A 24023-nucleotide genomic window follows, 5' to 3' on the forward strand; every position below is an offset into this window, starting at 1 on the left:
CACCGCACCGGCCCCGTCCCCACGGGCGGTGCGGGCCGGGCACGCACGCCGCTCGCTGCGCGTGCCCGGAGTCAGGCAGTAACCGTCGGAAGCTGAGGCGCTCTTGGGCACGGGACACGGGGCTGTTGCGCCGCGCGGGACGGGAACGGGTGTCGGGCGCCGACGCCGGAGGCGGCACGCCGAACCAGTTGTCCGCCGTGCAGGAGTGCGATGCGGTTACGGCGGTTTCGCGCCTGCTCGGTCATCAGTCATCGATCCCGGTTCCGGTCCCACCGGGTGGCCGGTGGGACCGGAACCGTTGCTGTCGGGTCTGCTCGACCGCGCGGGGCCTACGGGGTGACCGTCAAGGGCGTGCTGCCCACGGTCCTGCTGCCGTCGCCGTACTCGACCAGGCCGAGGTAGGTCTGGCCGGCCGGGAGGTCGCGCCAGGAGACGGTGGAGTTGACGGGGCCGCCCGCGCTCACCCGCTGCTCGGCCGGGGTCATGGTGGCCGGCCGGTCCGGCTCGGTGTCCTTGCCGATCACCCAGGTGTGCAGGGTGTACGGCTGGCTGGTGACGCCCTGCGGCAGTGCGTACTGGACGACGTACACCTCGTAGGTGCCGGGCTCGGTGAGGTCGAAGTGCTCGTCGTTGCCTCCGGTCGGGTTGGAGAGGAGGTTGCCGTCCTTGTCGAGCACCCACAGGTCCACGTCGCTGTCCGCGCGGAAGTCGGAGGGCAGGATGGCGATGCGGGCGAGGTCGGTGCCCTCGGGAACGGTGACCTCGGACCTGGCTACGGCGGTCGGCAGCGGCGACTGCGAGGGGTCGAAGTCGGGGGCGGTGCCGGTCAGGGTGCCGGTCTTCACCGTGCCCGCGTACAGACCGTTCACGGAGGTGGTGAGCGTGCCGTCCCACTCGGCCCGCGCGGTGAGGACGGCAGAGCCGGTGGCGCCCGTTCCGGTGATCTCGGTCGGCGCTGACAGGCGGGTGGCGCGCAGGGCGACGGCGCTGCGGACCTTGTGGGTCTTGTCGCTCCAGGTGACCGAGCCGAACGACCAGTCGCCGTAGGCGGCGTCGGTGCGGGTGAAGGTGACCTTGTAGGTGGCCGATCCGCCGGCGGGCACGACCAGCTTCTTCGGTGAGATCTCGGCCCGGTATCCAGGGGGCGTCTGAAGCGTGGCGGTGTAGACGCCGGTCCTGCCGGTGATGTCGGTGACCGTGCGGGTGACGGTCTGCTTGCCGGCGAGGTCGCCCACCGAGATGGTCGGGGTGTTCAGGTCGCTCGGGTCGGTCTTCCTGGCGGTGGCGCAGGCGTCCGCGCCGTCGTCGGTGACCGGGTGACCGCCGACGGCGCACATGAAGGACGTCCAGTCGGCGGACGTGGAGTTGTAGACCAGACCCGGGTCGTCGGCGGCGTTCGGGACCACGTGCCCGGCGCCGTAGTCGAGCGGGGTGGCCGGTCCGTCGGCGTTGGAGCGGCCGATCGGCCTGCCCTTGTCGTCCTTGGTGGTCGCGGTGGTCATCAGCGCGGACTTGATCTCCAGGGGAGACCAGTCCGGGTGCAGCGACCGCAGCAGCAGGGCCAGCCCGGCCACGTGCGGCGCGGACATGGACGTGCCGGACATGACGCCCTCCGAGCCCTTGAACAGGCCATCGGAGCCGCCCGGAGCGGTGCCTGCGGTGATGTCCACGCCCGGGGCCGTGAGGTCGGGCTTGAGCAGGTCGCCGCCGCTGGTGAGGTCCGGGCCGCCGGAGGAGAACCCGGCCACCCTCGGGGCCTCCTGGCGCTCGGTGAACGCCGCGCCGATCGTGGCGGTGGCACTGCCGCCCGCGCTGGCGGCGTACGCCTTGACGGTCTGGCCTTCGGCGGGAGTGAGGTAGGCGGTCGGGATGGTGTGCGCGTCGACGACCAGGTCGTCGGAGGCGCTGGTGTTGTACAGGACCGTGCCGGCGCCGCCCGCCGCCTTCACCGCGTCGCTCTTGTCGACGCGGCCGTTGCCGCCGCGCGCGCAGATCACGATCGCGCCCCTGACCTTGGCCGGGTCGAGGCTGTCCGCCAGACACAGAGCGGCGTCCCCCCGATCGACGCCGCTCTTGGCGGCCTGCGCCCCGTCGACGAGCGGCGCGGACGGTACGGCGGAGGGGTTGGCGCCGACGCCGGTGTAGGAGGCGCCGTTGCCGAGGGTGAGGGTCGTGCGGTAGCCGAGGTCGTGGGTGGAGGCGGCCACGGTGGTCACCCACGGGACGGTGTTGGAGGTGGTGCCGCGGCCGTCGTTGCCGGAGGAGGCGGCGATGAAGACGCCCACCTTGGCCGCGTTGAACATGGCCGTGTACTCGGGGGAGGTGGTGTCCTCGCCGTTGCCGGAACCGAGCGAGTAGTTGATGACGTCCACGCCGTCGGACACGGCCTTCTCCATGGCCGCGACGATGTCCACCGTGCCGCAGCCCTCACTGAAGCAGATCTTGTACGCCGCGACGCGGGCTGCCGGGGCGATCCCGGATATCCGGCCGGATATGGCGGTGTCGGGCACGGTGGCGGGCACGTCGTAGTTGCCCGCCGCGGTGGTCGCGGTGTGCGTGCCGTGGGCCTCGGTGTCCATCGGGGAAGCCCAGTCGGCCTCGCCGGGGTCGGCGAGACCCTTGTTGAAGTACTGGGCGCCGATCAGCTTGTTGTTGCAGGTGACCCGGTGCGCAGGGTCGTCGCCGGGGTCGCAGCCGCCCTTCCACTTCTTGGCGATGATCGCGTCGTCGGGGCGGGGTTCCGGGAGGGCCTTGAGCGACGGGTTGGCGGGGTCGATTCCGGTGTCGAGGACACCGATGATGGTGCCCTCGCCCGCGTTCCGTTGACCGCCGGGGAACTTGGAGTACAGGCCGCCCGGCTCCTTCAGGCCGAGGAACGCGGCGGTGTCGGCCGGCGGCAGGACGCCGGCGGTGGACGCGGCCTTCGCCGCACTCCTACCGTTCCTGGCCGCGGTTTCGGTCGTGGCGCCTGCGGTCGTCGCGGCCTCGTGCGTGGCCGAGTCGGCCAGTCGGCGCATCTCGTTGCGGACGAGGGAGACGACGCCGGGAGTGCGGGCCAGTTCAGTGGCCTGACGAGCCGTCAACTTCGCGGCGAATCCGTTCACAAGGAGCTGGTAACTGTAGAAGGGCCGGACGCCGTCCACCGCGTCCAGCACCTTGTCACGCTCCCGCTTCAGCCGGCCGATGTAGTCGCGGACGGCTTCGGTCCGCGTGTTCAGCCGCTCGCCGGGGGCGGGCGCCGTCCTGGAGTAGGTGGCGACGGGCCTGTCCTGGAGCTGGACGATGTAGGTGCCGGCGGTGTACGCCTCCCGGGCGGGGTCTGCCGGTTGGGCCGGCGCGGCAGGGCCCGAGGTCAGGATCAGGCCGCCGGCGAGCGCCGGGGCCAGCAGGGAGACAGTCGCGCGGCGGAGGCGGCGGCTGCCGGTTCGGTGGTGGGGCAAGGTTTGCGCCTTCTCGTGTGGGGGGCAAGTCCGCGAGGTCAGGGCCAACGTGTTGTGCGGCATAGCTGTGCGAGACGCGCGGGCGTCCCCCTCGCCGACGGTGGTGTGCGCGTCGCTTCGGTCGGCTGCCTACGGCATCCGGGAGGCAGGGCAAGGTACGCGCGCGGCGGCGGGCACCTTGCGCTCCTGCTCTATGACCCGGCCTTCGCCAGACTGCCGCGTGTCTTCGGGCGGTTGACGCAGGCGTCCCGCGCACCCTGCGGCAAGACCGCCGCGAAGGCGCAGGCCATCACCTTGTGACCGAGAGGGTTCGCGTGCGGGTCCTGCATGGTGCAGGCCCAGGTCAGCCGGCAGATCGTGGCCACGTTCGCCGGTACCTCGCCGTAGCCGGGCAGGCTGTCGGGGTTGATGTCGTCCGAGGCGAAGGCTCCGGCTACGTCGGCCACCTTGAATCCGGCGGCGGCGTACAGCTGCGAGATGGCCGCGTTCGCGGACTTGACCAGGCCCACCGAGCGCTCGGCGGCCTGCTGCTCGGCAGCGCCGCGCAGCCACTGCGCCAGGAACGGGTTGTAGTACGTCGCGCCCGCGTACTGGATGCCTGGCGTACCCGCCTGGCGCAACGCCTGCGTTGTCCGGGCCAGGTTCTTCGGTATGGCCTGACCGGCGCGTTTCACACAGTTCTGGTCGAGGGCACCGGTCTTGTCGTCGGCGCAGGCCAGGATGTCGTTGGCGCCGATGTCGATGGTCACGTAGCTGACGTGGCCGCGGTGCTTGGCCAAGGCCTTCACGGCGGCGTCCAGCTGGGACCTGGCGTTCGGGTAGTGGCACGTACCGCCCTTGACGAGCGATGCGGTGGTCTCCCCGTCGCAGCCGAGGCGGATGTGCCGCAGGCCGGGCTGACGCTGCTTCAGCTGTGCGTAGAGCTGGTCGGTGTAGGCGACGTGGGTGTCCTTGTTGACGTCCGGCTGGTAGCCGGCAGCCAGCGAGTCACCGATCGAGATGTAGTACGTGGTGTCCTTGCCGCTGCTCGGCGAGTCGGCGACCGCCGCACCGGGCGCGCCCAGTACGGCCGTCAACGCGGCGGCCAGCGGAGGGATGGCTCTGGCCGGCGCGACGCGGCGTACGCGGTTGAGCCGCTGAGGTGTGCTCATCGGTTACGTGTGCTCTTTCTTCGTTCATGTGGGGAGTGGGTGCATCCGTCGGGTGAGGATCTGGAGACCGGGCACCGGTGGAAGAAGGAGAGTGGTTCAACGGACCCGGTGGCCCGCTCGGTACACCGCGCGGATGTCGGTGACCGCCGAGACGTCGTCGACCGGGGAGCTTCCGAGTACGAGGAGGTCGGCGTCCGCGCCGGGGCGCAGCACCCCCTTGTGTCCACCCCGGCCCACCGCTTCGGCGGCTTCGGTGGTCGCGGCTCGCAGCACGTCACGGGTCGGCATCCCGAGCTCGGCCAGCTGGATCAGCGCGTACGGGTAGACGCCGTGCCGTTTGCCGGAGGTGGCGCCGGCGTCGGTTCCGGGAACGACCCGGGCACCCGAGGCGATGACCTTGGCCACGAGCTCCGTCATGGCGGCAAAGCGGGCGACCACGGCCGGCAGAGTCGGTGCCTTTCCGGGCATCATGCCCACCGTGAGGCTGACGAACGTTCCTCCCCTCACGACCTTGTCCAGCACCTCCTGGCGCAGGTCGACGCCGTCGGGGGTGAAGAAGGAGAAGTGCTCGATGGTGTCGAAGCCGGCGTCGACCGCGTCCGCGATCGCCTGGACGGCGTGCGCGTGGGCGGCCGTGCGGAGCCCGAGCCGGTATGCCTCGTCGACGATCAGCCGCAGGTCGGACCGATCGTACTGCTGGTCGAGGGAGTTGGAGCCGGGGGTCACATTGCCGCCGCTGGCCATCACCTTCACCACGTCACAGCCTTGCTCCAAGCGCTCCCGTACCGCGGCCCGGAGCGCGTCGGCCCCCTCGGCCTCGCCGCCGAGGAAGTGGCAGTGGCCGCCGCGGGCGGTGATCGGCGGGCCGGCGGCGACGATCTCGGGGATTTCCGTCGACGGCACCTGCTCGCGCAGCGCGAGACTGAGATAGTCGCGATCACCGAGGTCCCGGACGGTGGTGACGCCGCCTTGAAGCGTGGTCGCCGCCGAGGCACGCGCGGTCTCCAGCACGGTCTCGCGGTCGTCGGACGCCACATGCGCCACCGCGTCCTTGGTGCCGTCCCAGCACAGATGCACGTGCGCGTCGATCAGGCCGGGAAGCAGCCACTCGTCCGGTCCGAAATCCGTCACCGTCGCGTACTCGGGCGCCGCGGCCCCCGTGAAGTCCACGTCGCGGATGACGCCGTCCTCGACGAGAACCATGCCTGGTCCTCTGACGTCCAGGCCGTCGAAGACATGGCCTGCCCGTAGCGCCTGCGGAGCGCTGCGCATCACTGTCAACTCCAAGAAACCGAAATGTGGGGGGGGTGAGAACAACGGGGAGAACAAGCTCAGTTGTTCTTGAGAAGGCCGCAGGGCAGTTCTCGGCACGGCCCATGAGGGCCACAAACGCTCTTCATCCCTGCCTGGCGTGCCCGCGAGCCCAACTCTGGTCGCTGGCCTGGGCTTTTGGGAACGTGAGATCACCGATGCCGGGCATAGACGAGATCAATACCGTTGGACGGGAGCCTCCGCGGCGACCAGTTGCCCGGCCTCGGCCGCGGTCCTGCGCAGCCAGATGTGGGCGGGGTCGCGATCATGCACGGGATGCCACCACAGGGACTCCAGCAGGTGTCCCAGACCGAAGGGCAGGTCGACGACGACCGTGCCGCTGTCCGCGGGGAACAGACGGGTGGCGCGTTCGGGGACCACACCCACCCGGTCGGTCCCGGCGACCAGATACGGCATGGTGAGGAAGTTCTCCACGGCCAGCTCGACCTGCGGTTCGATGCCCCGGGCGTGCAGCCCGTGCAGAGGCGAGAAGCCCATCGCCGGTTCGTGGTAGGGCAACACCCAGGGGCGAGCCGCGAGTTGCTCGAGGGTCGGCGGCGCGGGCATGGCCGTGTCGGAGGAGACGACGCACACCCAGCGGTCCTCGTACAGATCGATGCCCGGGACGTTTGCCAGCAGTCCCTGCGGCAGCAGCATGCCGTCGACGGTGCGCAGTTGCTCCTTGGCGTGGCGCACGATGTGCGGAGTGTTGTGCTGGAACCGCAGCCGCACCCCCGGCGCCGCGTCGCGCACCAGGTCGGCCAACGTCCGCCCGAAGGTGGCGAGATGCATGTCGGTCACCACCAGGGTGAACTCGCGTCGCGCCCGGGCGGGGTCGAAGTCGGGGCGGGTCTGGAAGACCCGGTCCGCCGAGCCGAGCGCCTGCGCGGTGTGCTCGGCCAGGCGCTCGGCCAGCGGGGTGAGCTCGTAGGTGTTCCCCGCTCGGGTCAGGAGTTCGTCGCCGAAGTGGCGCCGCAGCCGAGCCAGCGCGGCACTCACGGTGGGTTGGCTCAGACCCAGCCGCAGGGCCGCCCGTGTCACACTGCGCTCCTGCAACAGGGCGTCCAACGGCACCAGCAGGTTCAGATCCAGACCCACGACGCCAGGCCTCCACGACAGTTGTGCTGTTGTCCAGGGGCAGCATAGGTGATCTCGGACAAACGAAACTTCCTGGTGGTGGGAGTTGGGTCGGCATACCAGGAATGTGTACGACAAGTCTCTTACCGCGCCGACCGGGCCCTGCCGGGCAGGTCAGAATCCCCAGCAACAGCCGGGTATGCGGTTTCTCACCGCACCATCAGGGCCGTCGGCCGGACGGGCGAGGCCAAGAGGTTCGCAAACGACTAGACCTCCGATCTATCAAGGGAGGTTGTCGCATCTGGCGCTTTTCTTCCCGAACATCTACGGTTCTCTCGCGGAATCAATCCGATGTATCGGGAGCCTGTACGTGAGCGATACCCCTCAGAGTGGCCGACCGGTCCCCACGTGGTTCACCGACGCCAAGTTCGGCATCTTCATCCACTGGGGCGCGTACTCGGTGCCTGCGTGGGCCGAGCCCACCGGCGAGCTCGGCGTCGTCGACCCCAATGTGTGGTTCAAGCACAACCCGTACGCCGAGTGGTACTGGAACACCATCCAGATCGAGGGCAGCCCCGCCCAGGAACACCATCGCACCGTGCACGGCGGACGCCCCTACGACGAGTTCCTCGACGCGTGGAAGGCCGAGCTCTTCGATCCCGCGGACTGGGTGGACCTGTTCGCCCGGGCGGGTGCGCGCTACGTCGTTCCCACGACCAAGCACCACGACGGAATAGCCCTGTGGGACGCGCCGGGCACCGGCACCCGCAACACCGTCCACCGTGGTCCACGCCGCGACCTGATCGCCGACCTCGCCGCCGCCGTCCGGGCCCGCGACCTGCGGTTCGGCGTGTACTACTCCGGCGGCTTCGACTGGTATGCCGGCCGGCGGGACCCCGTTCTCCACTCCGACCGGATGGACGAGGGGCGGCCTCACGAGGCCGCTTACGCCGCCTACGCGCACCGGCAGGTCCTCGACCTGGTCGACCGCCATCGCCCGGACGTGCTGTGGAACGACATGGGCTGGCCCCGGGCGGGCCTCCCCGACCTGCCGGAGCTCTTCTCCCACTACTACGCCGCCGTGGCGGAAGGCGTGGTGAACGACCGCTGGGACAGCGCTCACTCCGACTACCTGACCACCGAGTACGAGGCGGGCCGGGCCAACGAGCGGGCCGCCGCCTGCTGGGAGAACTGCCGGGGCATCGGATTCTCCTTCGGCTACAACCAAACCGAAGGCCCCGAGCACCTGCTGGATCCGGCGGGCGCAGTCCGGCTGCTGGTCGACGTCGTCTCACGCGGCGGGAACCTTCTGCTCAACGTCGGCCCGAAGGCCGACGGCACACTCCCGCCGGAGCAACGCGCCGTTCTGGAGGGCATGGCGTCCTGGATGGCATGCCATGCCGGTGCTGTGCACGCGACACGGCCGCTGGAACCCGGTGACGTCGAGCCGCACGACGACGCTCCGTGGGTCCGTTGGACCCGCGACGAGCACCATGCCTACGCCTTCGTGGCCGACGTCCCTGACGCGGCCGGCGGACGTGTCGTCCTGAAGACGCGGCTGGGCCTGCTGGATCCAGCCACAGCGGAACGCCTGGACGGTCATCCCGTCGAGGCGGAAGCCGCCCCTGAGGGCGTCCACGTCACATCCGGCGGCCTCGGTGCTGCGCTACCCGTCGCGATCCGCTTCGCCCTCCGGTGACCGACCGCCGAGCCGCTCGAGGAGCGGGGTGGGATCCTCGCAGGGCGAGGCTGATCCGTGCCGCGTGGCGCTGTTCTGCCTGCTCAGCACCACGCGGCTTCGGGGTCCGGTCCTCGCCACCTCGCCTTCGCCCTCGGCGATGAGCTGGTGTTCGGCGCGGACGAACCGTCCTCGACCGTCACCTGCCACTGGTACGACGCCGGTACGGGCACCCTGACGGGCCTCTCCTCAGTGCCCGCCACGGCGGTCCTGGACGTCACCAACCAGCCGGGCGGCATCGTCGCCTCGCCCTGCGGTCGTTTCGTGTGGGTGACCAATCGGGGCGCGGACACGGTGGCCGCGTTGCGGGTCATAGGCACCGCAATGGAACCGGTCGATCACCGATCCGCCGGCGGTACTTGGCCGCGCGGCCCCGACCTGAACGGACGATCATCTGCTGGTTGCCAAACCAGCACAGCGGGACGCTCGTCGCCTTGCGCGTCCCGGGCGACGGGTCGCTGCGGCAGGCGGGCCCGGCGATGTTCGTTCCGTCGGTGGTCTGCGCGCTCGTCCTCTGACACCGCAGTTTTCGTAGCTCTCCCGCCCCCGCCACCCCTGCCTCTCCAGTCCTCCCGCCCCAGCCTCCGCCCAAGGGCTGCGCCCTCAGACCCTTGCAGCCTGAACAGACTCGTCCGCAAACGCCGGACAGCCTGAAAAGCCAACGAAAGGCAGTCATGTCCCGCCCGACCACCCCCGCACGCTTCACCCTCGACTCGGCGTTCGGCATCGGCGCCGTCCATCCCCGGCTCTACGGTTCATTCGTCGAGCACCTGGGCCGCTGCGTCTACACCGGCATCTATGAACCGGGCCACCCGCAGGCCGACGCCGAGGGCCTGCGCCAGGACGTCCTCGAGCTGGTCCGGGAGCTGGGCGTCACCACCGTGCGCTACCCGGGCGGCAACTTCGTCTCCGGCTACCGGTGGGAGGACTCCGTCGGCCCGCGCGAGGAGCGGCCGACCCGGCTGGACCTCGCCTGGAAGAGCACCGAGACCAACGAGTTCGGCCTCGGCGAGTTCATGGACTTCTGCGCCAAGACCGGCATGGAACCCATGATGGCCGTCAACCTCGGCACCCGCGGGGTGGAGGACGCCCTGCGGCTGCTGGAGTACAGCAACCACCCGGGCGGCACCGAACTGTCCGACCGCCGCATCGCCCACGGCGGCAAGGAGCCGTACGGCATCAAGATGTGGTGCCTGGGCAACGAGATGGACGGCCCCTGGCAGATCGGCCACAAGACGGCCGAGGAGTACGGGCGGCTCGCCGCCGAGACCGCCCGCGCCATGAAGATGATCCAGCCTGACCTGGAGCTGGTCGCGTGCGGCAGTTCGGCGTCGTCGATGCCGACGTTCGCCGCGTGGGAGGCCACGGTCCTGGAGGCCGCGTACGACGAGGTCGACCACGTCTCGCTGCACGCCTACTACGAGGAGGTCGACGGCGACCGGGACTCCTTCCTCGCGTCCGCCGTCGACATGGAGCACTTCATCGAGTCGGTCGTCGCCACCTGCGACCACGTCCGCGCCCGCCTCAAGGCGACCAAGCGCATCAACCTCTCTTTTGACGAGTGGAACGTCTGGTACCAGAGGCGCCCCAACCCGCACGCCGTGGAGGACTGGCAGCAGGCCCCGCGCCTGCTGGAGGACGTCTACACCGTCACCGACGCAGTGGTCTTCGGCTCGCTGCTCATCGCCCTGCTGCGGCACGCCGACCGGGTCACCGCGGCCTCCCTGGCCCAGCTGGTCAACGTCATCGCGCCGATCATGACCGAGCCGGGTGGCCCGGCCTGGCGGCAGACCACCTTCTTCCCCTTCGCCCAGGCGTCGGCCTACGGGCGCGGCCGCGTGCTGCGCGTCGACGTGGACAGCCCCACCTACCCCACCGCCCGCTTCGGTGACGTACCGCTGCTGCACGCCACCGCCGTCATCGACGGCGAGACCGGCGACATCACCGTCTTCGCAGTCAACCGCAGCCAGACGGACACCCTGCCACTGAACATCGACCTGCGCGGCGTCGACGCCCACACCCTGGCGGAGCACCTGGTCCTGGCCGACAGCGACCCGGAGGCCACCAACACCGCGGACCGGCCTGACCGTGTCACCCCGCACCCCGCCACCGGCACCACCGTCACCGACGGCGTCCTCCACGCCGAACTCGAACCGCTCTCCTGGAACATGATCCGGCTGACGCAGAATCAGGACTGACCACTGCGACGTACCAACTGCCCATGGGCCGCTGCCACCGCAGTCGTCCACGTCGCGGACACCGGCTCATGGGCCTGCCGACCACGACCACGGACAAGGCCAAGGCCACCATCACGCTCACGCCTGGGAAGAACCGATGACCACCGTTGCCCGACCCCTGTTCCGCGACCCCATCCACGACGGCGCGGCCGACCCCACCCTCATCTGGAACCGGCACGCCCGCGAGTGGTGGATGTTCTACACCAACCGCCGCACCGACGCGCCCCCCATGAACGACGTGAGCTGGGTGCACGGGACCGACATCGGGATCGCGTCCTCCGCGGACGGCGGCGCCACCTGGCTGTACCGGGGAATCGCCGAAGGGCTCAACATCGAGCCCGGGCGGCACACCTACTGGGCTCCCGAGATCATCGACGACGGAACCGACTACCACATGTACGTCAGCGTGATCCGCGGTGTTCCCACCCAGTGGGAGGGCCACCCACGCGTGATCCGCCACTACACGAGCCACGACCTCTTCACCTGGACCTACCGTTCCACCTTGTCGCTCTCGTCCGAGAGAGTGATCGACGCCTGCGTCCTGCGGCTCCCCACGGGCAGCTACCGCATGTGGTACAAGGACGAGGCCGATCACTCGCACACCTACGCGGCGGACAGCGACGATCTGGAGCGGTGGACCGTCCGGGGGCCCGTCGTCGAGTTCTCGACGCACGAAGGCCCGAACGTCTTCGAGCTCGGCGGCGGCTACTGGATGATCATCGACGAGTGGCACGGGCAGCGGGTCCTCCACTCTCGGGACCTGGAGACATGGGAACCGCGAGGACTCATCCTCGATCGTCCCGGGCAGGGCCCGGACGACGGGGGGTACGGCTACCACGCCGATGTCGTCACGAGCGAACTCGGCGCGTTCGTCTTCTACTTCGCGCACCCCGGGCGACCCGACGACGGCCCTGAACATCCCAACGACCACAACAGCCGCCGCAGCTCGATCCAGGTCGCCCGCCTACGAGTAAGCGGAGACACCCTCATGTGTGACCGCGACGAAACCCTCGAGGCCCCCATCCTCCCACTCGAAGGGCCTGACCAGTGACACGGGGGCCACGCCGAACACGACCCACCGGCTGAGCGGCACACTCCACGAGCCGGACCGTCCGCATCGAGGCCGACCCGCCACCGGTTGCCGAGTCCTACGGCAACCGGGAGAGCCTGGGTCTCGACGGCCACACCGTCGAGGTCGAGCGTCTGGTTCAGGGCGTCGTCGAGTGCCAGGACGCCCCCGGCACCGGCTACGTCGGAGGCATCCCGGCCGAGCGCGACCGTGGGAGCGGGTGGCCGCGGGGCACTTCCAGCTCGGTGGGGCGTGGGTGCCGTGGTACCACTACACAAGCTCTTCGCCGGCCTGCTGGACGCCTATCGGCGCGCTGGCACGGACCTGGCGCTGACCGCCGTCCGACGGCCGACCGACTGGTGGGACCGGTCGGCGGCGGGGATGGACGGCGACACCACGAAGCCATGCCCCGCACGGAGTTCGGTGGGACGTGCGAGGCTCTGGTGGACCTCTCCAACGTCACCGGCAGGGACCGGCACGCCGCCCTGGCCCGGCGGTTCCTCGACCAGTCCCTGCTCGGCCCGTTGCGCGAGCACCGCGATGTCCTCGACAGGATGCACGCCAACACCCAGATCGCCAAGGTCTTCGGGTACCAGCGGCTCGGCGAGGTCGCCGACGCCGCCTCAGCCGTGACGGCCACGGAGTCGCCGCGGCCGGGGCGACCTTCGCGGGGGTAAGGCCCGGGTGGCTGGCCCCTACAGGCGCATGCCAATGCGGAGCCAGCGGTCGGCGTCGCGGGTCAGAAACCCGTACGAGAAGAGTTCGGACGCCAGCCGCGACGCGGTCGCCACGTGCAGCCCGGTGCGCCTGGAGATCTCCGAGACCGGTCAGGCCGACTCCTCCGGCGTGAACGAGCCCCGTGGACCAGCCTGCCGACGGCCGCTCAACACATCGGCAGGCTGGAGCACCATTTCCAGAGGATGCTGGGAGGGGATGCACCCCAATCCCCGAGCGGAGTGCTACTCCTCGATCGACAAGGCCGCCAGGGAGCGGACCACGGAGTCGTCCAGCAGGGAAGCGTCCCAGACGGTGGTCAGCCTGGTGATCTTGGGCTTCAGGACGTCGGGCTGCTTGTAATCGCTGACCCAGTCGAGTTGCAGTGCGGTGACCCCATTGGGAACGGCTTCGCTGTTGGTGACCCACTCGTAGCCACCGCCCTGCTTACTGCCGAGGACGTGGAGCACCTCGGAACCCGGCCCGTAGGGAAGCTTCGACAGCGCACGCTGCAGGTAGCGGCCGATCGCCGGTCGTCCGGTGATGACGGTCCGGGTGGTCATGTCCTCGTAGAGGGCGTCGTCCGAGAACAGCTCCTGGGCGCTGGAGATGTCGCCAGCCGCCAGAGCCGAGCCCAGTTGGTGGGCAATGGTCTTGATGAGTGGGTCGGCGCTCTCCTTCACGACCTCCACGCCGAGGTTTCGGGGGTTCTGGGTGTTCGGGGGGCGGTTCTTGAGGGCTTCGTCGTTGCGCCGCCCGTCCCAGTAGTCGACCACTCGGACGACCTTGCCGTGCTCCAGGGTCATGGAGGAGATGATGCGGACTTCGTTGCCGAACAGCTCCGGGGTGTTGCGGAAGAAGACGATGGCGCTGGTGGTGTCGCCGAGGATGCGGATCGGGTACGACTTCCCGCCCGCCTTCGACCAGCCTTCCAGCGTCGGGCCCATGACCTGGTCGCGGAAGGCGTCCCTTGTGGGAAACACCCCGCCGATGTGCAACGGCGAGTCGAAGTAGGCCATCTGCCCCGGGTTGAAGAAATCGATGAAGGCATCGATGTCATAGCGGGACTTGGCGGTGTAGTAGGCGTGAAACAGGGCCGCCGCCTCCCGGCTGGCGTGGCTGGTCTCCAGCACGTTGGGAAGAACGGCCTTCTGAGGATACTTTCCGGACGCCGTCGGCTGCCGGGGTGACGCCGAGGCGGGCGACGTCAGTCCGGGGGCCACGGCCAGCGGCACAGCGGCCGCCGCGGCACCCAGCAGAGTCCGCCGGTTCAACGATTCCATGTCCTTCTCCGGTTCATTCGCAAAGCCAAGTCGGAGTGCTCGCCCGGGACTTCACGCCCTGCACGATCACACACGTAGCTTCGCCAGCCGGGACGGATCAAGCCATGACGGAACTCGCTGAATCCATGCACCTTTCCTGGAGACCCGGCAGCGCAGGGCGTAATTCGGCATCCGGCGACCGGGCGCCGTCGCGTACGCGGGTGCGGTAGGCCTGCGGTGACTCGCCGTAGCGCTGCTTGAAGGCGCGTGAGAAATAGAACTGGTTGCGCAGGCCGACCCGGGAGGCGATCTCACCGATCTGCAGATCGGTGAACCGCAGCAGTCGCGACGCCTCCAGCATGACCCGGTCCGTGATCAGTGCCTTCGTCGGACGGCCAGTGCTGTTGGACATGGCACGGGCCAGCAGCGGTGGCGGCACGCCCAGCGCGTTCGCGTAGTGGTCCACGTCGTGGTGGCGGGCGTAGTCCCGCTCCAGCAGGGCCACGAAGCGGCGGTGCAGCCGCGCGTCGCCGTCGTCGCCCGTCTCCGCGTCCGCGCGGGCATCGTCGTAGTAGCGCTGGGCCAACAACAGCAGCGTGAGCAGCAGGTGCCGCTGGACCTCCCCGCTCGACGCGTCCTGCGAGCGCTGTGCCTCGGCCGCCAGGACGTCGACCAACAGGTCGATGCGCGGCGCGTCCTCCGTCGGCACGCGCACCGACTGCGCCCCGTAGCGGCCGACGAGCCATACCGGGTTCACCTGCACCGCGGACCCCTCGTACAGCAGGTCGTCACCGAAGCTGACGACCGCGCCGTCGATGTTGCCCATGTCCTCGTAGCGGTACACCTGCCCTTGGCCGACCAGCGTCAGCGTCGGAGAGTCCACTTTTACCGGCTTCCCGTCGATGAACTGCACACCGGTGCCAGACCGGAGCCAGAACAGCGAGTGGAAGCCCTCGCGCAGCTCCGACCGACAGCCGGTCTCGTCCTCGGGCACCCCCGATCGGATCCTCACAACGTCGAGGGAGCGCCCACCCTCCGGAAGGCCGCGCACCGGCAGGTCACGCGGGTCGCCCGGCCGCCGGCTGAACCGGGCCGGCTGCCGCACGTCCCCACCCCCGGAACCCTGCGCCGCGAGCGCGCCGTTCGCACCGGCCGGGTACAGCTCTTCCGCATCCATGGGCACATCATCCACGGCTCGGGATCCCGCGCTCACGGGCCCTCCGCATTCCCACCCTCGACCATCTGCCACGTGTGGGCCCGCAGTTGCTCCCACCTGCTGCCGACAGGGCCCTACGGCCTGGGCGACGACCGTGCGCAGGTCGTCGCCGGCTCTCCTGGTCCCCGGCCGCCGGTCCAACTCGCCGGCCACTGACCCGACCGCCCCCTCACGCGTGGATTCCGGCGGCAGCCTCGGTGTCAGCACCCGAGCACGTGGTCTCCTCAGCCGCGGCGCGGGCTTCGCCGGGACCGTCGGCCATCCGGCGGGTCGCTTCGCCGAGGCCGTCGGCGAGCGCCCGCACCTGGTCGGGGGTGAGCACGTCGAAGAGGAGCTCACGCACCGTCTCCACATGACCGGGCGCCGCCCGCTCCAGCAGGGCCACGCCGTCGTCGGTGAGGACGGCGAAGACCGCCCGGTCGTCACTGGGACAGGAGCGCCGGCGCACCAGCCCGGACTTCTCCATCTGCCCGATCTGATACGTCAGCCCGCTCTTGGAGTTGACCAGAGCGGACGCCAGCTCGGCCATCCGCATCTCCCGGTCCGCCGCCCCGCTGAGCCGGGCCATGATCTCGTACTGCAGGCCGGACAAGCCGAACTCGCGCTTGAGCCGCTGCTCCAGACGCCGGTACAGCAGCGCATGCGCGGTGGTGAAGGCCGTCCAGGCACGCTTCTCCTCGTCATTCAGCCATCGCGTATGAGCCACGTCACACCCCATCCAAGTTGTTCAAATTGGAACACACAGTCTATCGTAAGTGGCGCGTTCAAATTTGAATCACCGACGCCACGGGAGACATCATGACCACCAGCACCGCAGCAGCCACCGTCCGCACCCGGGTCCGTATCCCGCTCAGCTTCCCGGACGGCTACCAGGTGACCGCCGAGGTGATCACGTTCAACGGCCTGGCCGACGGCGCCGAGCACATCGCCCTGGTCCTGGGGGACCCCGCCGCCGCGACCACCCCGCTGGTGCGTCTGCACTCCGAATGCCTCACCGGTGACGTCTTCGGCTCCGCACGCTGCGACTGCGGACCCCAGCTGCGCGAGGCCGTCGAGCGCATCGCCACCACCGGAGGCGTCCTGCTCTACCTCCGCCAGGAAGGCCGCGGCATCGGCCTCTACAACAAGCTCGACGCCTACGCCCTCCAGGACGCCGGCCTCGACACCTACCAGGCCAACACCGCCCTCGGCCTGCCCGAGGACGCCCGCGACTACACGGCCGCCGCCCAGATGCTCACCGCCCTCGGCATCACCGACCTGAACCTGCTCACCAACAACCCCGACAAGGCACAGCAGCTGCGTGGCCTCGGCGTCTCGGTCGCCCGCACCGTCCCCACCGGCGTCCACACCACCCCCAGCAACCTGCGCTACCTCCACGCCAAGGTCGAGCACACCCACCACACCATCGCCCTCACGTCGATGCCGGCCCTGGTCGGCTGACGCCCGCCGCAATCCCCCCACCAGCCCAGAAAGGCAGCACCATGAAAGCCGTCGTCGTCACCAATTTCGGTGCCCAGCCCGAGCTCGTCGACCTGCCCACGCCCGAGCCCGGCCCCGGCGAAATCCTGGTACGCATCCACGCCGCCGGAGTAAACCCCTTCGACTGGAAAGTCACCGACGGCGCCCTCAAAGACTCCGTCCAGCACGCCTTTCCCCTCGTCATGGGTTCCGACGGAGCGGGCGTGATCGAGAAGACGGGCACGGGCGTCACCCGCTTCCGCCCCGGCGACCGCGTCTACGGACAGTTCATGCGCCTGCCCCAGGGCCAGGGCTCCTACACCGAGTACACCCTCGCCGAACAGGACGGCAAGATCGCCCACATCCCCCAGACCCTCTCCTACACGCTCGCCGCCGCCCTTCCCACCGCGAGCGTGACCGCCTACCAGGCCGTCCAGGCCGCGCGTCTCGCCGGCGGCCACACGCTTCTGATCAACGGCGCCAGCGGCGGCGTGGGCCAGTCGGCCATCCAGTTCGCCGCCCGGGCCGGAGTCCGCGTCCTTGCCACCGGAACGTCCGATCTGACCGACCACCTGCGCGGTCTCGGCGCCCACAGCGTCATCGACTTCACCGTGGCCCCCACCCATGAGCAGGTGGCCGCCGCTTACCCCGAGGGCATCCACGCCGTCGTCGACCTCGTCACCCCGACCGGCGGCGACATCAGCCCCATGGCCGGTCTGCTCCGCGCCGGCTCCACCCTGGTCAGCACCAACTACGCCACCGATCCCGACGCGCTGGCCGCCCGCGACATCCTCGGCGTCAACCTCGGCAACAGTCCCACCTCCGAGACGCTGGCGACACTCGCTGAACTCGCCGCCATCGGGGAACTGCGCGTCCGCATCGACGCGGAAGTCCCGCTCGCCGACGCCCCGGCCATCGTCGCCAAGGCCCGCGCCGGCCACGCCACCGGCAAGACCGTCATCGTCCCCTGACCGACCGAAGAGCTGCGGAGAAGACATGAACCGAACACCACAGGCAGTGCGTTTTGACCGGTACGGCGATCGTGACGTGCTGTACGTCACCGACGTCCCGACGCCCGAGCCGGGGTCAGGAGAGGTCGTCGTCGAAGTGCGTGCCGCCGCCATCAATCCTTTCGACGCGATGATCCGGTCCGGGGTGATCCGGGATCTGTTCCCCGTGGACTTCCCCTCCGGCCAGGGCAGCGACCTCGCCGGGGTCGTCACCGCGGTCGGCCCCGGTGTGGACGGGCTCGCCGTCGGCGACGAGGTGCTGGGCTGGACGCCGAAAGCCGGCACGCAGGCGACGCACGCGGCTGTCCGGGCGGCCCAGTTGGTGGCCAAGCCGCCTCAGGTCAGCTGGGAGGCGGCGGGCTCCCTGCACATGGTCGGTGCCACGGCCTACGCGGCCCTGCGCGCCGTCGCCGCCCAACCCGGGGAGACGGTCGCGGTGTCCGCCGCCGCGGGCGGGGTCGGCTCGTTCCTCGTACAGCTGCTCACCGGTCGAGGCGTGCGCGTGCTCGGCATCTCCTCGTCGGCCAATGCCGAGTGGCTGGACAGGCACGGCGTCATCCCGGTGCCGTACGGAGACGGCCTTCGCGAACGGCTCGAACAGGCGGCAGGAGCGGACGGCATCGACGCGTTCATCGACCTCCACGGGCCCGAGTACCTCGACCTCGCGGTCGATCTCGGCATCAAGCCGGACCGCATCCAGACGACCGTCGCCATGGAACGCGCCGCGGAGATCGGCGCCCACACCGACGGCCGCCACAACGCGACCGCACGCGAGATCCTGCTGGAGCTGGTCGATCTGGTCGCCTCGGGTGCCGTCGAGATCCCGATCGCCGCCACGTACCCGCTCGACCGCGTCGCCGACGCCTTCGCAGAGCTGGAGCAGCGGCACACCCGCGGCAAGATCGTCCTGATCCCCTGACCGAGACCGCGGGCGAACCCGCGGATGCAGTCATCCCCCCGTCACGTTCACGCTTCCTTTCCTTTGTATCTCCCTTTCTCATACCCCTACGGAGCAACGCATATGACCGACCGTGCCGACCAGACCATCGATGCCCTGCGCAGCGGACACGACTATCTGACAGCCGTGGTGCACGGCCTCGCCTCCGCTGACCTCACCCGGCCCTCCGGGGCGTCGGGGTGGGACGTGTCACAGGTGCTCAGCCATCTGGGCAGTGGCGCCGAGATAAGCCTGGCGGTCCTGGAGGGCGCGTTGAACGCCACCGGCACGCCCGACGGGGACTTCAACAAGTCCGTGTGGGCGCGCTGGGACGACATGTCACCCTCCCAGCGGGCCGAGGGCTTCGTGGTGGCCAACGACGCGCTGGTCAGCCGCTATGAGGGCCTCGACGCGCAGACGCGCAAGGAACTGAAGGTCGACCTCGGTTTCCTGCCCGTGGCGGCCGATGTCGCCACGGTGGCCGGCGTGCGGCTCACTGAGTTCGCCCACCACACCTGGGACGTGGGGGTCGCCTTCGATCACCAGGCGCCCCTGCTCCCCGCTGTGACCGGACTGCTCCTCGACCAGGCCGGTGCATTCCTGAACTTCCTCGGCAAGGCCGATGTCCTGGACGCCCGCCCGGTCCGCATAGCCGTCCACACCACCGCACCCGAGCGCACCTTCGGAGTGGAGGTGGGGAACGCAGTCACGCTCACCGATGAGCCGGAGCACCCCGACGCCGTCCTGAACGCACCGGCCGAGTGGTGGCTGCGCCTCACCACCGGCCGCCACGCGCCCGCGCACACCCCGAGCGAGGTGTCTCTGGCGAGCACCTCCCTCACCCTCGACGACCTGCGACGGGTCTTCCCCGGCTTCTAGCCGGCCGAAGCCGCGCCATGCCGAGGGCGACGACTCGGCACGGTGCGGCTGTCTGCGTGTTCAGGTCATCCGGCGTTGAAGCGGTACGACCCCGCCCGGGCCCGGTGGACCTTGTAGGGCGCGCCGCCTGAGGTGTCGTCACGGAGGAAGGCGACACCCCAGAGCGCGGTGACGGACTTGTCCTGGCTCTGGGTGGGGACCCAGATCTCGGCCTCTGTGTTGTACGGGATGGTGACCGCGAGGTCGATCCGTCCGTCCGCGCGGCGGCGCCACTCCGAGGACACCCGACCCCGCGCCGTGTCGATCGAGGCGCTGACGTGGTCCAGCGTCGCGGGCGAGAGGTCGGTGTCCTCGACGCCCTTCGGCACCCGGCTGTTGACCGCGGCCGAGGGGATGTACGGGCGGATGCGCAAGGATTCGTACGCCGTCGCCGTCGGTCTGATGCCGGCCAGGCTCTGGTAGAACCAGGTGGCCACATTCGAGCGGTAGTGATGGTTGACCGACAACCGGTCGGTCCACTGCTCCCACAGCGAGGTGGCGCCCTTGGCGATCTGGTACACGTAGCCGGGCAGACCGGTCTGCGTGACCGCCTTCAACGCGATGTCCGTGTAGCCGTACTCGCTGAGGATGTTGAACTCGTAGCGCGAGCCGTACATGTCGTTCTGGATGTGCTGGTCCGCCGCCACGATCCGGTCGGCGAGCAGCTTCGCGAGGGCCTTCTTGTTCTCCTCGACCGTCTTCGTGCCCGCCAGGTGGCGGGGGTCGTCGGGGCTCAGGTCCGAGCCGGGGACCAGGTCGAAGGCGATGGCCATGGCGTTCTCGCTGGAGATGCTGCCCTGGGTGAAGCAGCCCTTGGCGGCGTCCCAGTGGTTCGCGATGAACGCCTTGCGGAGCGTGCGCGCCAACTGCGCGTAGTGGGCGGCGCGTTGGGTGCGGCCGAGTCGCCGTCCCACCTCGTCCATGTAGTCGCAGAAGTGGATGTAGAAGGCGAGGCTGATGACGGCGTTGCTGCCGGGGGCCTCCGCTCCGGAGTAGGCGCCGAGCGAGGCTTCGAAGGTGTAGGCGTTCTCTGCGGTGAACAGGGTCTCGTAGTACTTCAGGAGTGTGTCCTGGTGGTCGTACAACTCGGCGAACAGGCTGCTGTTGCCGTAGTAGGTGTACAGCTCCCTCGGGATGACGAAGTACGCCGAGTCCCAGGCGGGCACCGCCTTCCACGCGGCGTTCCAGCCGGGGGTGCGGTCGTAGCCGTAGCCGCCCTTGGCGACGGGGACGATCATGGGCAGCTGGCCGGTGGAGACCTGGGTGTCGGGGAAGTGGCGCAGGTAGTTGGTGAGGACGCCGTTGACGTCCCAGGTGAGGGCGACCTGGCGGCTGGAGTCTCTGATCCACTTCGACCCGCTAGAACTGTCGATGGAGGTCGTCGACGCCGGTCCACCTCGCGGGTAAGCGGCGTCGACGACCCGCGTATAGCACCCGATCCCCGGTTAGCCAAACAGGGGATCGTCCGCATCATTGATAGTCCACCGCCACGTCCTGACCACCACGTCGAGAGGCAGCGCCACGACGACAGCCACAACCACACATTCCACCGGCCCAACCACCCGGAGGAGAAGCCGCTACGCCGCGACGTAGCTGAGGCGGAACAGGTCCTGAGCGCGCTCCAGGTCCCGCTCCGTACGAAGCTGCACCTCAAGGTCGCCCGTGCCGTGGTGGCCGAGCCCCGTCACGTCGCGGGTGAACCCGGGAACGAGGTCGACCTCCTTCGGATCCGCCTTGAGATAGACAAGCAGCTTGGTCTTCTGCGGCGGACAGACGCAGGCGAAGTTCCGCAGCCGCTGGTAGGCACAGTAGGTCTGGCGCGGGACCCGGGTGATGCCGTCCCCGAGGCCGAGCAGGATCTCGTCGACCGCCGCGGCCATGTCCGTCAACGCGCCGTCTCGCCTTCGGGCACTCGGTACCGCGGACGCCCGTCGACGGGCCGTCCTGGGGGCAGCCGCATGTCCGATGACGGAGGCCACGGTCTCAAGGCCAAAGTACTCAGTGCCGAAGAAGCGGTAGCGGACCAGGTCGATGCTGCGCCGGTGCTCGCGTACGGCATGCACGTCGTAGCGGGTGAAGTCGCCGGCCACGCAGATCAGCCTGGGCGCGCTCCACAGCACCTGGGCCGCAGCCGTGCCCCCGAGCCGGTCGCGTACCAGGTGCTGGTACTCGCTCCGGTGGTCCATCAGCCAGCTCAGGTAGTAGAGCCCCTGATGGATCACCCCTGCGTCGGTGCCGCGCTTGTACTCAACGATCACCGGTGCCCCGTTCTCGTCGATCCCCAGCGAGTCGATCCGGCCGCCGTGGACCGGACCGGTGCTGTACTCGGTCGCCAGGAAGCGGACGCCGAGCAGTGCCTCCATGTTGGCCTCGACGAGACTCTGCACATCCGCCTCGGCATCAGCAAGGCGCGGCATGACCTCCGTCACGCCGCCTTTCGTGTTGTAGAGCTTCAGGTCCGGCACTACCCCTCCCGTGCAGCCAGTGTGGCCGACGGTCAACAACAGGGGCTGTCGAATTTATTTCCGGCTATTCCGCAGCCTGGTCCCAGGGATCCCCGGGACACTTCAAACGAGGCAGATCAGTAGGAAATTTCCAAGTGGCGGGACATGCGCGGGACCGCGGGGCTAACCCTCCATCGCTGGCCTGCACATCGACATCGACCTCAGCGCGCGATGCGGGGTGACCTCACTCACGTCACTTGCTGTTCTGACCAACGTCCGGGCCGCCGCCGCAGCTCACCGACCCGCCACACGCATCAGAGCCACACGTTCGCGGCAGTTTCAAACACCACCGACTGCGCATAAGCAGCGCCGTCTTATAGAACTGGAGAATCCGATATGCAGGGGCAGACCAACGAACTGGAGGGCGCCCAGTACAGCCCTACGCACATCCGCGCGACTTGGCAGGGAACGGGGAGCGTGGAGGAGGCTTCCAGGGCGTTCGGGTTCTGGCGGGCGAAGAGCTAACGACCTGGTTCGTCGTGGGGAGTTCCCGTGCCGCGTGCTACGCGTCGGCCGTAGCACACGTGTCGTCACCGCCTCCTTGCTCCGCGTACTCGAAGGACTCGCACGCCAACACCACAGATCACGGACCAAGATCCGGACCAGGTGCGGACCAACTCGGCTCAGCAGCAGACGATTCCATCCTTTGCCACAGGTCAATGGCGACGGTGAGCGTGTACCACCAGCAGACGAAGAATCTGCTGACAGCCCGACACCTACCGCCTGCGGTCACAGCGTGCGCACCTCGGAAGAGCTCGCAGAGTGTGCCCCACATTTCCCGGATTCGGGCCGCTGCGGAATTGAAGCGGACGATCTGCCACAGAGCTGCCATACGCGGAAAGTGACTTCTCCGACTGTCGTCCCGACACGAACGCTCCGTCTGACGTATCCAGGCCTGCTGTGACCTGTTCAGCACTGGCGCGCGGCATACGAGCGCAGGCAAATGAAAACCGGTCCGTCAGAAGCCGCCTCACCAAACCCATCAGTTCGGCGACTGCGAATAGGGCGGCTGCCCGACCTCGCTCCATCGCCTGCAACTCAAAGCTCTCCCTGCCCAGCACGGAACCAGCACGGGACAGGTCACCAGGGGTGACGAGGGGTGCCCACAGGTCAGCACCCAACCAGCACCGGCACCGCCAATGGGCCTCTCATGGAGCGAACAACAACGCCCTGACCTGCACCTTTGCCGCATCATGCACACTTATGGTAAGCAGCGCACCGAAAATTTGTGCAGCAATCTCATGATCCTCGAGACTAACGGCCGGGTCCGACACCACGGGCGGTTACTCCCGTATCGCCCCGTCATCAGAGCTCACGGAAACACCACTTATGTCTGTTTCAGGCGTCTCCGTACGCCTCTCCACCGAGTTCGAACCCCGCCGTGCCCGCGGTCGCGTCCGCGAGCCACGCGCGGAAGGCGTCCACGTCGGCGTCCGGGAGCCCGATCTCGATGGTGACGGCCTCGGCGTAGCGCACGTCGCGTATGTCGCGGCCGGTCGAGCGGAGGTCGTTGTGCACCTTGCCCGCGCGCTGGTGGTCGACGGTCACCGTGGCGAGCCGGAAGCGGCGCCGGGTGATCGTGCCGAGCTCGTCGAGGGCCTCGCCGACGGCGCCGCCGTAGGCGCGGATGAGGCCGCCCGCGCCGAGCTTGACCCCGCCGTAGTAGCGGGTGACGACGGCGGCGACGTACCGCATGTCGCGGCGCAGCAGCATCTGGAGCATGGGGACGCCGGCCGTGCCGCCGGGCTCGCCGTCGTCGCTCGCCTTCTGGACGGCCGCGTCGGCGCCGATGACGTAGGCCCAGCAGTTGTGGGTGGCGTCGGCGTGCTCCTTGCGGACGGCCGCGACGAAGCTCTGGGCCTCCTGTTCGGTGGCCGCCGGGGCGAGCGCGCACAGGAAGCGGGAGCGGTTGACGTCGGTTTCGTGCACACCCGCGCGGGCGACGGTGCGGTACTCGTCCTGCATCCGGCCAGCCTAATGC

The 24023-nt window shown here is 69.3% G+C and carries 19 protein-coding genes and 1 pseudogene; 9 read left to right on the forward strand and 11 right to left on the reverse strand.

The annotated features are described in order from the left end of the window. Window positions 1–329 precede the first annotated feature (329 nt). The 4 genes from ACFYWX_RS36025 to ACFYWX_RS36040 all read right to left on the reverse strand — a co-directional run bounded on the left by ACFYWX_RS36025 (window position 330) and on the right by ACFYWX_RS36040 (window position 7000). Entirely contained in the window at window positions 330–3440 is a 3111-nt protein-coding gene (locus ACFYWX_RS36025) for a S8 family serine peptidase (protein ID WP_389429059.1), read from the reverse strand. A gap of 191 nt (window positions 3441–3631) precedes the next feature. Beyond that, window positions 3632–4591 (reverse strand): SGNH/GDSL hydrolase family protein, encoded by a 960-nt coding sequence (locus ACFYWX_RS36030; RefSeq protein WP_389429060.1) that lies wholly within the window; start codon window positions 4589–4591, stop codon window positions 3632–3634. Window positions 4592–4687: 96 nt separating this feature from the next. Continuing rightward, on the reverse strand, window positions 4688–5794 hold the full coding sequence (locus tag ACFYWX_RS36035; protein WP_389429061.1) for an amidohydrolase family protein: 1107 nt from the start codon (window positions 5792–5794) through the stop codon (window positions 4688–4690). Window positions 5795–6079: 285 nt separating this feature from the next. Next, on the reverse strand, window positions 6080–7000 hold the full coding sequence (locus tag ACFYWX_RS36040; RefSeq protein WP_389429062.1) for a LysR family transcriptional regulator: 921 nt from the start codon (window positions 6998–7000) through the stop codon (window positions 6080–6082). 349 nt (window positions 7001–7349) lie between these two features. Here ACFYWX_RS36040 and ACFYWX_RS36045 point away from each other — a divergent pair, with 349 nt between their 5' ends. The 5 genes and pseudogenes from ACFYWX_RS36045 to ACFYWX_RS36065 all read left to right on the forward strand — a co-directional run bounded on the left by ACFYWX_RS36045 (window position 7350) and on the right by ACFYWX_RS36065 (window position 12700). Beyond that, window positions 7350–8678, forward strand: coding sequence for an alpha-L-fucosidase (locus tag ACFYWX_RS36045; protein ID WP_389429063.1), 1329 nt, complete (start codon window positions 7350–7352; stop codon window positions 8676–8678). A gap of 57 nt (window positions 8679–8735) precedes the next feature. Continuing rightward, a pseudogene (locus ACFYWX_RS36050) lies at window positions 8736–9038 on the forward strand (beta-propeller fold lactonase family protein); the annotation flags it as partial. A 353-nt stretch (window positions 9039–9391) separates the two neighbouring features. After that, window positions 9392–10915, forward strand: coding sequence for an alpha-N-arabinofuranosidase (locus ACFYWX_RS36055; protein ID WP_389429064.1), 1524 nt, complete (start codon window positions 9392–9394; stop codon window positions 10913–10915). 136 nt (window positions 10916–11051) lie between these two features. Further along, the gene (locus ACFYWX_RS36060) at window positions 11052–12005 is read left to right on the forward strand and encodes a glycosyl hydrolase (protein WP_389429065.1); all 954 of its coding nucleotides are present in this window, start codon (window positions 11052–11054) and stop codon (window positions 12003–12005) included. 422 nt (window positions 12006–12427) lie between these two features. Then, complete coding sequence (locus tag ACFYWX_RS36065; RefSeq protein WP_389429066.1) at window positions 12428–12700, forward strand: beta-L-arabinofuranosidase domain-containing protein; 273 nt, start codon at window positions 12428–12430, stop codon at window positions 12698–12700. Between the two features lie 18 nt (window positions 12701–12718). Here the strand turns inward: ACFYWX_RS36065 and ACFYWX_RS36070 are convergent, their stop codons facing one another. The 4 genes from ACFYWX_RS36070 to ACFYWX_RS36085 all read right to left on the reverse strand — a co-directional run bounded on the left by ACFYWX_RS36070 (window position 12719) and on the right by ACFYWX_RS36085 (window position 15921). After that, the gene (locus ACFYWX_RS36070) at window positions 12719–12838 is read right to left on the reverse strand and encodes a hypothetical protein (RefSeq protein ID WP_389429184.1); all 120 of its coding nucleotides are present in this window, start codon (window positions 12836–12838) and stop codon (window positions 12719–12721) included. 144 nt (window positions 12839–12982) lie between these two features. Beyond that, window positions 12983–14020, reverse strand: coding sequence for a hypothetical protein (locus ACFYWX_RS36075; RefSeq protein WP_389429067.1), 1038 nt, complete (start codon window positions 14018–14020; stop codon window positions 12983–12985). Window positions 14021–14117: 97 nt separating this feature from the next. After that, on the reverse strand, window positions 14118–15176 hold the full coding sequence (locus ACFYWX_RS36080; protein WP_389429068.1) for a helix-turn-helix transcriptional regulator: 1059 nt from the start codon (window positions 15174–15176) through the stop codon (window positions 14118–14120). A 208-nt stretch (window positions 15177–15384) separates the two neighbouring features. Then, window positions 15385–15921, reverse strand: a complete 537-nt coding sequence (locus ACFYWX_RS36085; RefSeq protein WP_389429069.1) for a MarR family winged helix-turn-helix transcriptional regulator — start codon at window positions 15919–15921, stop codon at window positions 15385–15387. A gap of 92 nt (window positions 15922–16013) precedes the next feature. On the opposite strand from ACFYWX_RS36085, the gene ribA reads away from it, so the two are divergent. The 4 genes from ribA to ACFYWX_RS36105 all read left to right on the forward strand — a co-directional run bounded on the left by ribA (window position 16014) and on the right by ACFYWX_RS36105 (window position 19499). Next, complete coding sequence (gene ribA / locus ACFYWX_RS36090; protein WP_389429070.1) at window positions 16014–16655, forward strand: GTP cyclohydrolase II; 642 nt, start codon at window positions 16014–16016, stop codon at window positions 16653–16655. A 41-nt stretch (window positions 16656–16696) separates the two neighbouring features. Continuing rightward, window positions 16697–17644: an NADP-dependent oxidoreductase gene (locus ACFYWX_RS36095; protein WP_389429071.1), complete on the forward strand. Its 948-nt coding sequence runs from the start codon at window positions 16697–16699 to the stop codon at window positions 17642–17644. A 25-nt stretch (window positions 17645–17669) separates the two neighbouring features. Next, window positions 17670–18602, forward strand: coding sequence for an NADP-dependent oxidoreductase (locus ACFYWX_RS36100; RefSeq protein ID WP_389429072.1), 933 nt, complete (start codon window positions 17670–17672; stop codon window positions 18600–18602). Window positions 18603–18704: 102 nt separating this feature from the next. Next, the gene (locus ACFYWX_RS36105) at window positions 18705–19499 is read left to right on the forward strand and encodes a maleylpyruvate isomerase family mycothiol-dependent enzyme (protein WP_389429073.1); all 795 of its coding nucleotides are present in this window, start codon (window positions 18705–18707) and stop codon (window positions 19497–19499) included. Window positions 19500–19564: 65 nt separating this feature from the next. Here ACFYWX_RS36105 and ACFYWX_RS36110 read toward each other — a convergent pair whose 3' ends face one another. The 3 genes from ACFYWX_RS36110 to ACFYWX_RS36120 form a co-directional block, all read right to left on the reverse strand. After that, complete coding sequence (locus tag ACFYWX_RS36110; protein ID WP_389429185.1) at window positions 19565–20977, reverse strand: alpha-L-rhamnosidase C-terminal domain-containing protein; 1413 nt, start codon at window positions 20975–20977, stop codon at window positions 19565–19567. 138 nt (window positions 20978–21115) lie between these two features. Further along, window positions 21116–22003: a DUF5655 domain-containing protein gene (locus tag ACFYWX_RS36115; RefSeq protein ID WP_389429074.1), complete on the reverse strand. Its 888-nt coding sequence runs from the start codon at window positions 22001–22003 to the stop codon at window positions 21116–21118. A 1377-nt stretch (window positions 22004–23380) separates the two neighbouring features. Next, window positions 23381–24007, reverse strand: coding sequence for a YigZ family protein (locus ACFYWX_RS36120; protein ID WP_389429075.1), 627 nt, complete (start codon window positions 24005–24007; stop codon window positions 23381–23383). Between the last annotated feature and the right edge of the window lie 16 nt (window positions 24008–24023).

It is taken from the genome of Streptomyces sp. NPDC002888 (assembly GCF_042888465.1).
GTDB lineage: Bacteria > Actinomycetota > Actinomycetes > Streptomycetales > Streptomycetaceae > Streptomyces.

Excerpts from the sequence above, each read along its gene's own strand:
- ACFYWX_RS36105 (WP_389429073.1), top strand. The coding sequence starts at position 18,705 with ATGACCGACCGTGCCGACCAGACCATCGATGCCCTGCGCAGCGGACAC.
- ACFYWX_RS36055 (WP_389429064.1), top strand. The coding sequence starts at position 9,392 with ATGTCCCGCCCGACCACCCCCGCACGCTTCACCCTCGACTCGGCGTTC.
- ACFYWX_RS36035 (WP_389429061.1), bottom strand. The coding sequence starts at position 5,794 with ATGGTTCTCGTCGAGGACGGCGTCATCCGCGACGTGGACTTCACGGGG.
- ACFYWX_RS36060 (WP_389429065.1), top strand. The coding sequence starts at position 11,052 with ATGACCACCGTTGCCCGACCCCTGTTCCGCGACCCCATCCACGACGGC.
- ACFYWX_RS36030 (WP_389429060.1), bottom strand. The coding sequence starts at position 4,591 with ATGAGCACACCTCAGCGGCTCAACCGCGTACGCCGCGTCGCGCCGGCC.
- ACFYWX_RS36065 (WP_389429066.1), top strand. The coding sequence starts at position 12,428 with ATGCCCCGCACGGAGTTCGGTGGGACGTGCGAGGCTCTGGTGGACCTC.
- ACFYWX_RS36080 (WP_389429068.1), bottom strand. The coding sequence starts at position 15,176 with ATGGATGCGGAAGAGCTGTACCCGGCCGGTGCGAACGGCGCGCTCGCG.
- ACFYWX_RS36120 (WP_389429075.1), bottom strand. The coding sequence starts at position 24,007 with ATGCAGGACGAGTACCGCACCGTCGCCCGCGCGGGTGTGCACGAAACC.
- ribA (WP_389429070.1), top strand. The coding sequence starts at position 16,014 with ATGACCACCAGCACCGCAGCAGCCACCGTCCGCACCCGGGTCCGTATC.
- ACFYWX_RS36075 (WP_389429067.1), bottom strand. The coding sequence starts at position 14,020 with ATGGAATCGTTGAACCGGCGGACTCTGCTGGGTGCCGCGGCGGCCGCT.
- ACFYWX_RS36095 (WP_389429071.1), top strand. The coding sequence starts at position 16,697 with ATGAAAGCCGTCGTCGTCACCAATTTCGGTGCCCAGCCCGAGCTCGTC.
- ACFYWX_RS36100 (WP_389429072.1), top strand. The coding sequence starts at position 17,670 with ATGAACCGAACACCACAGGCAGTGCGTTTTGACCGGTACGGCGATCGT.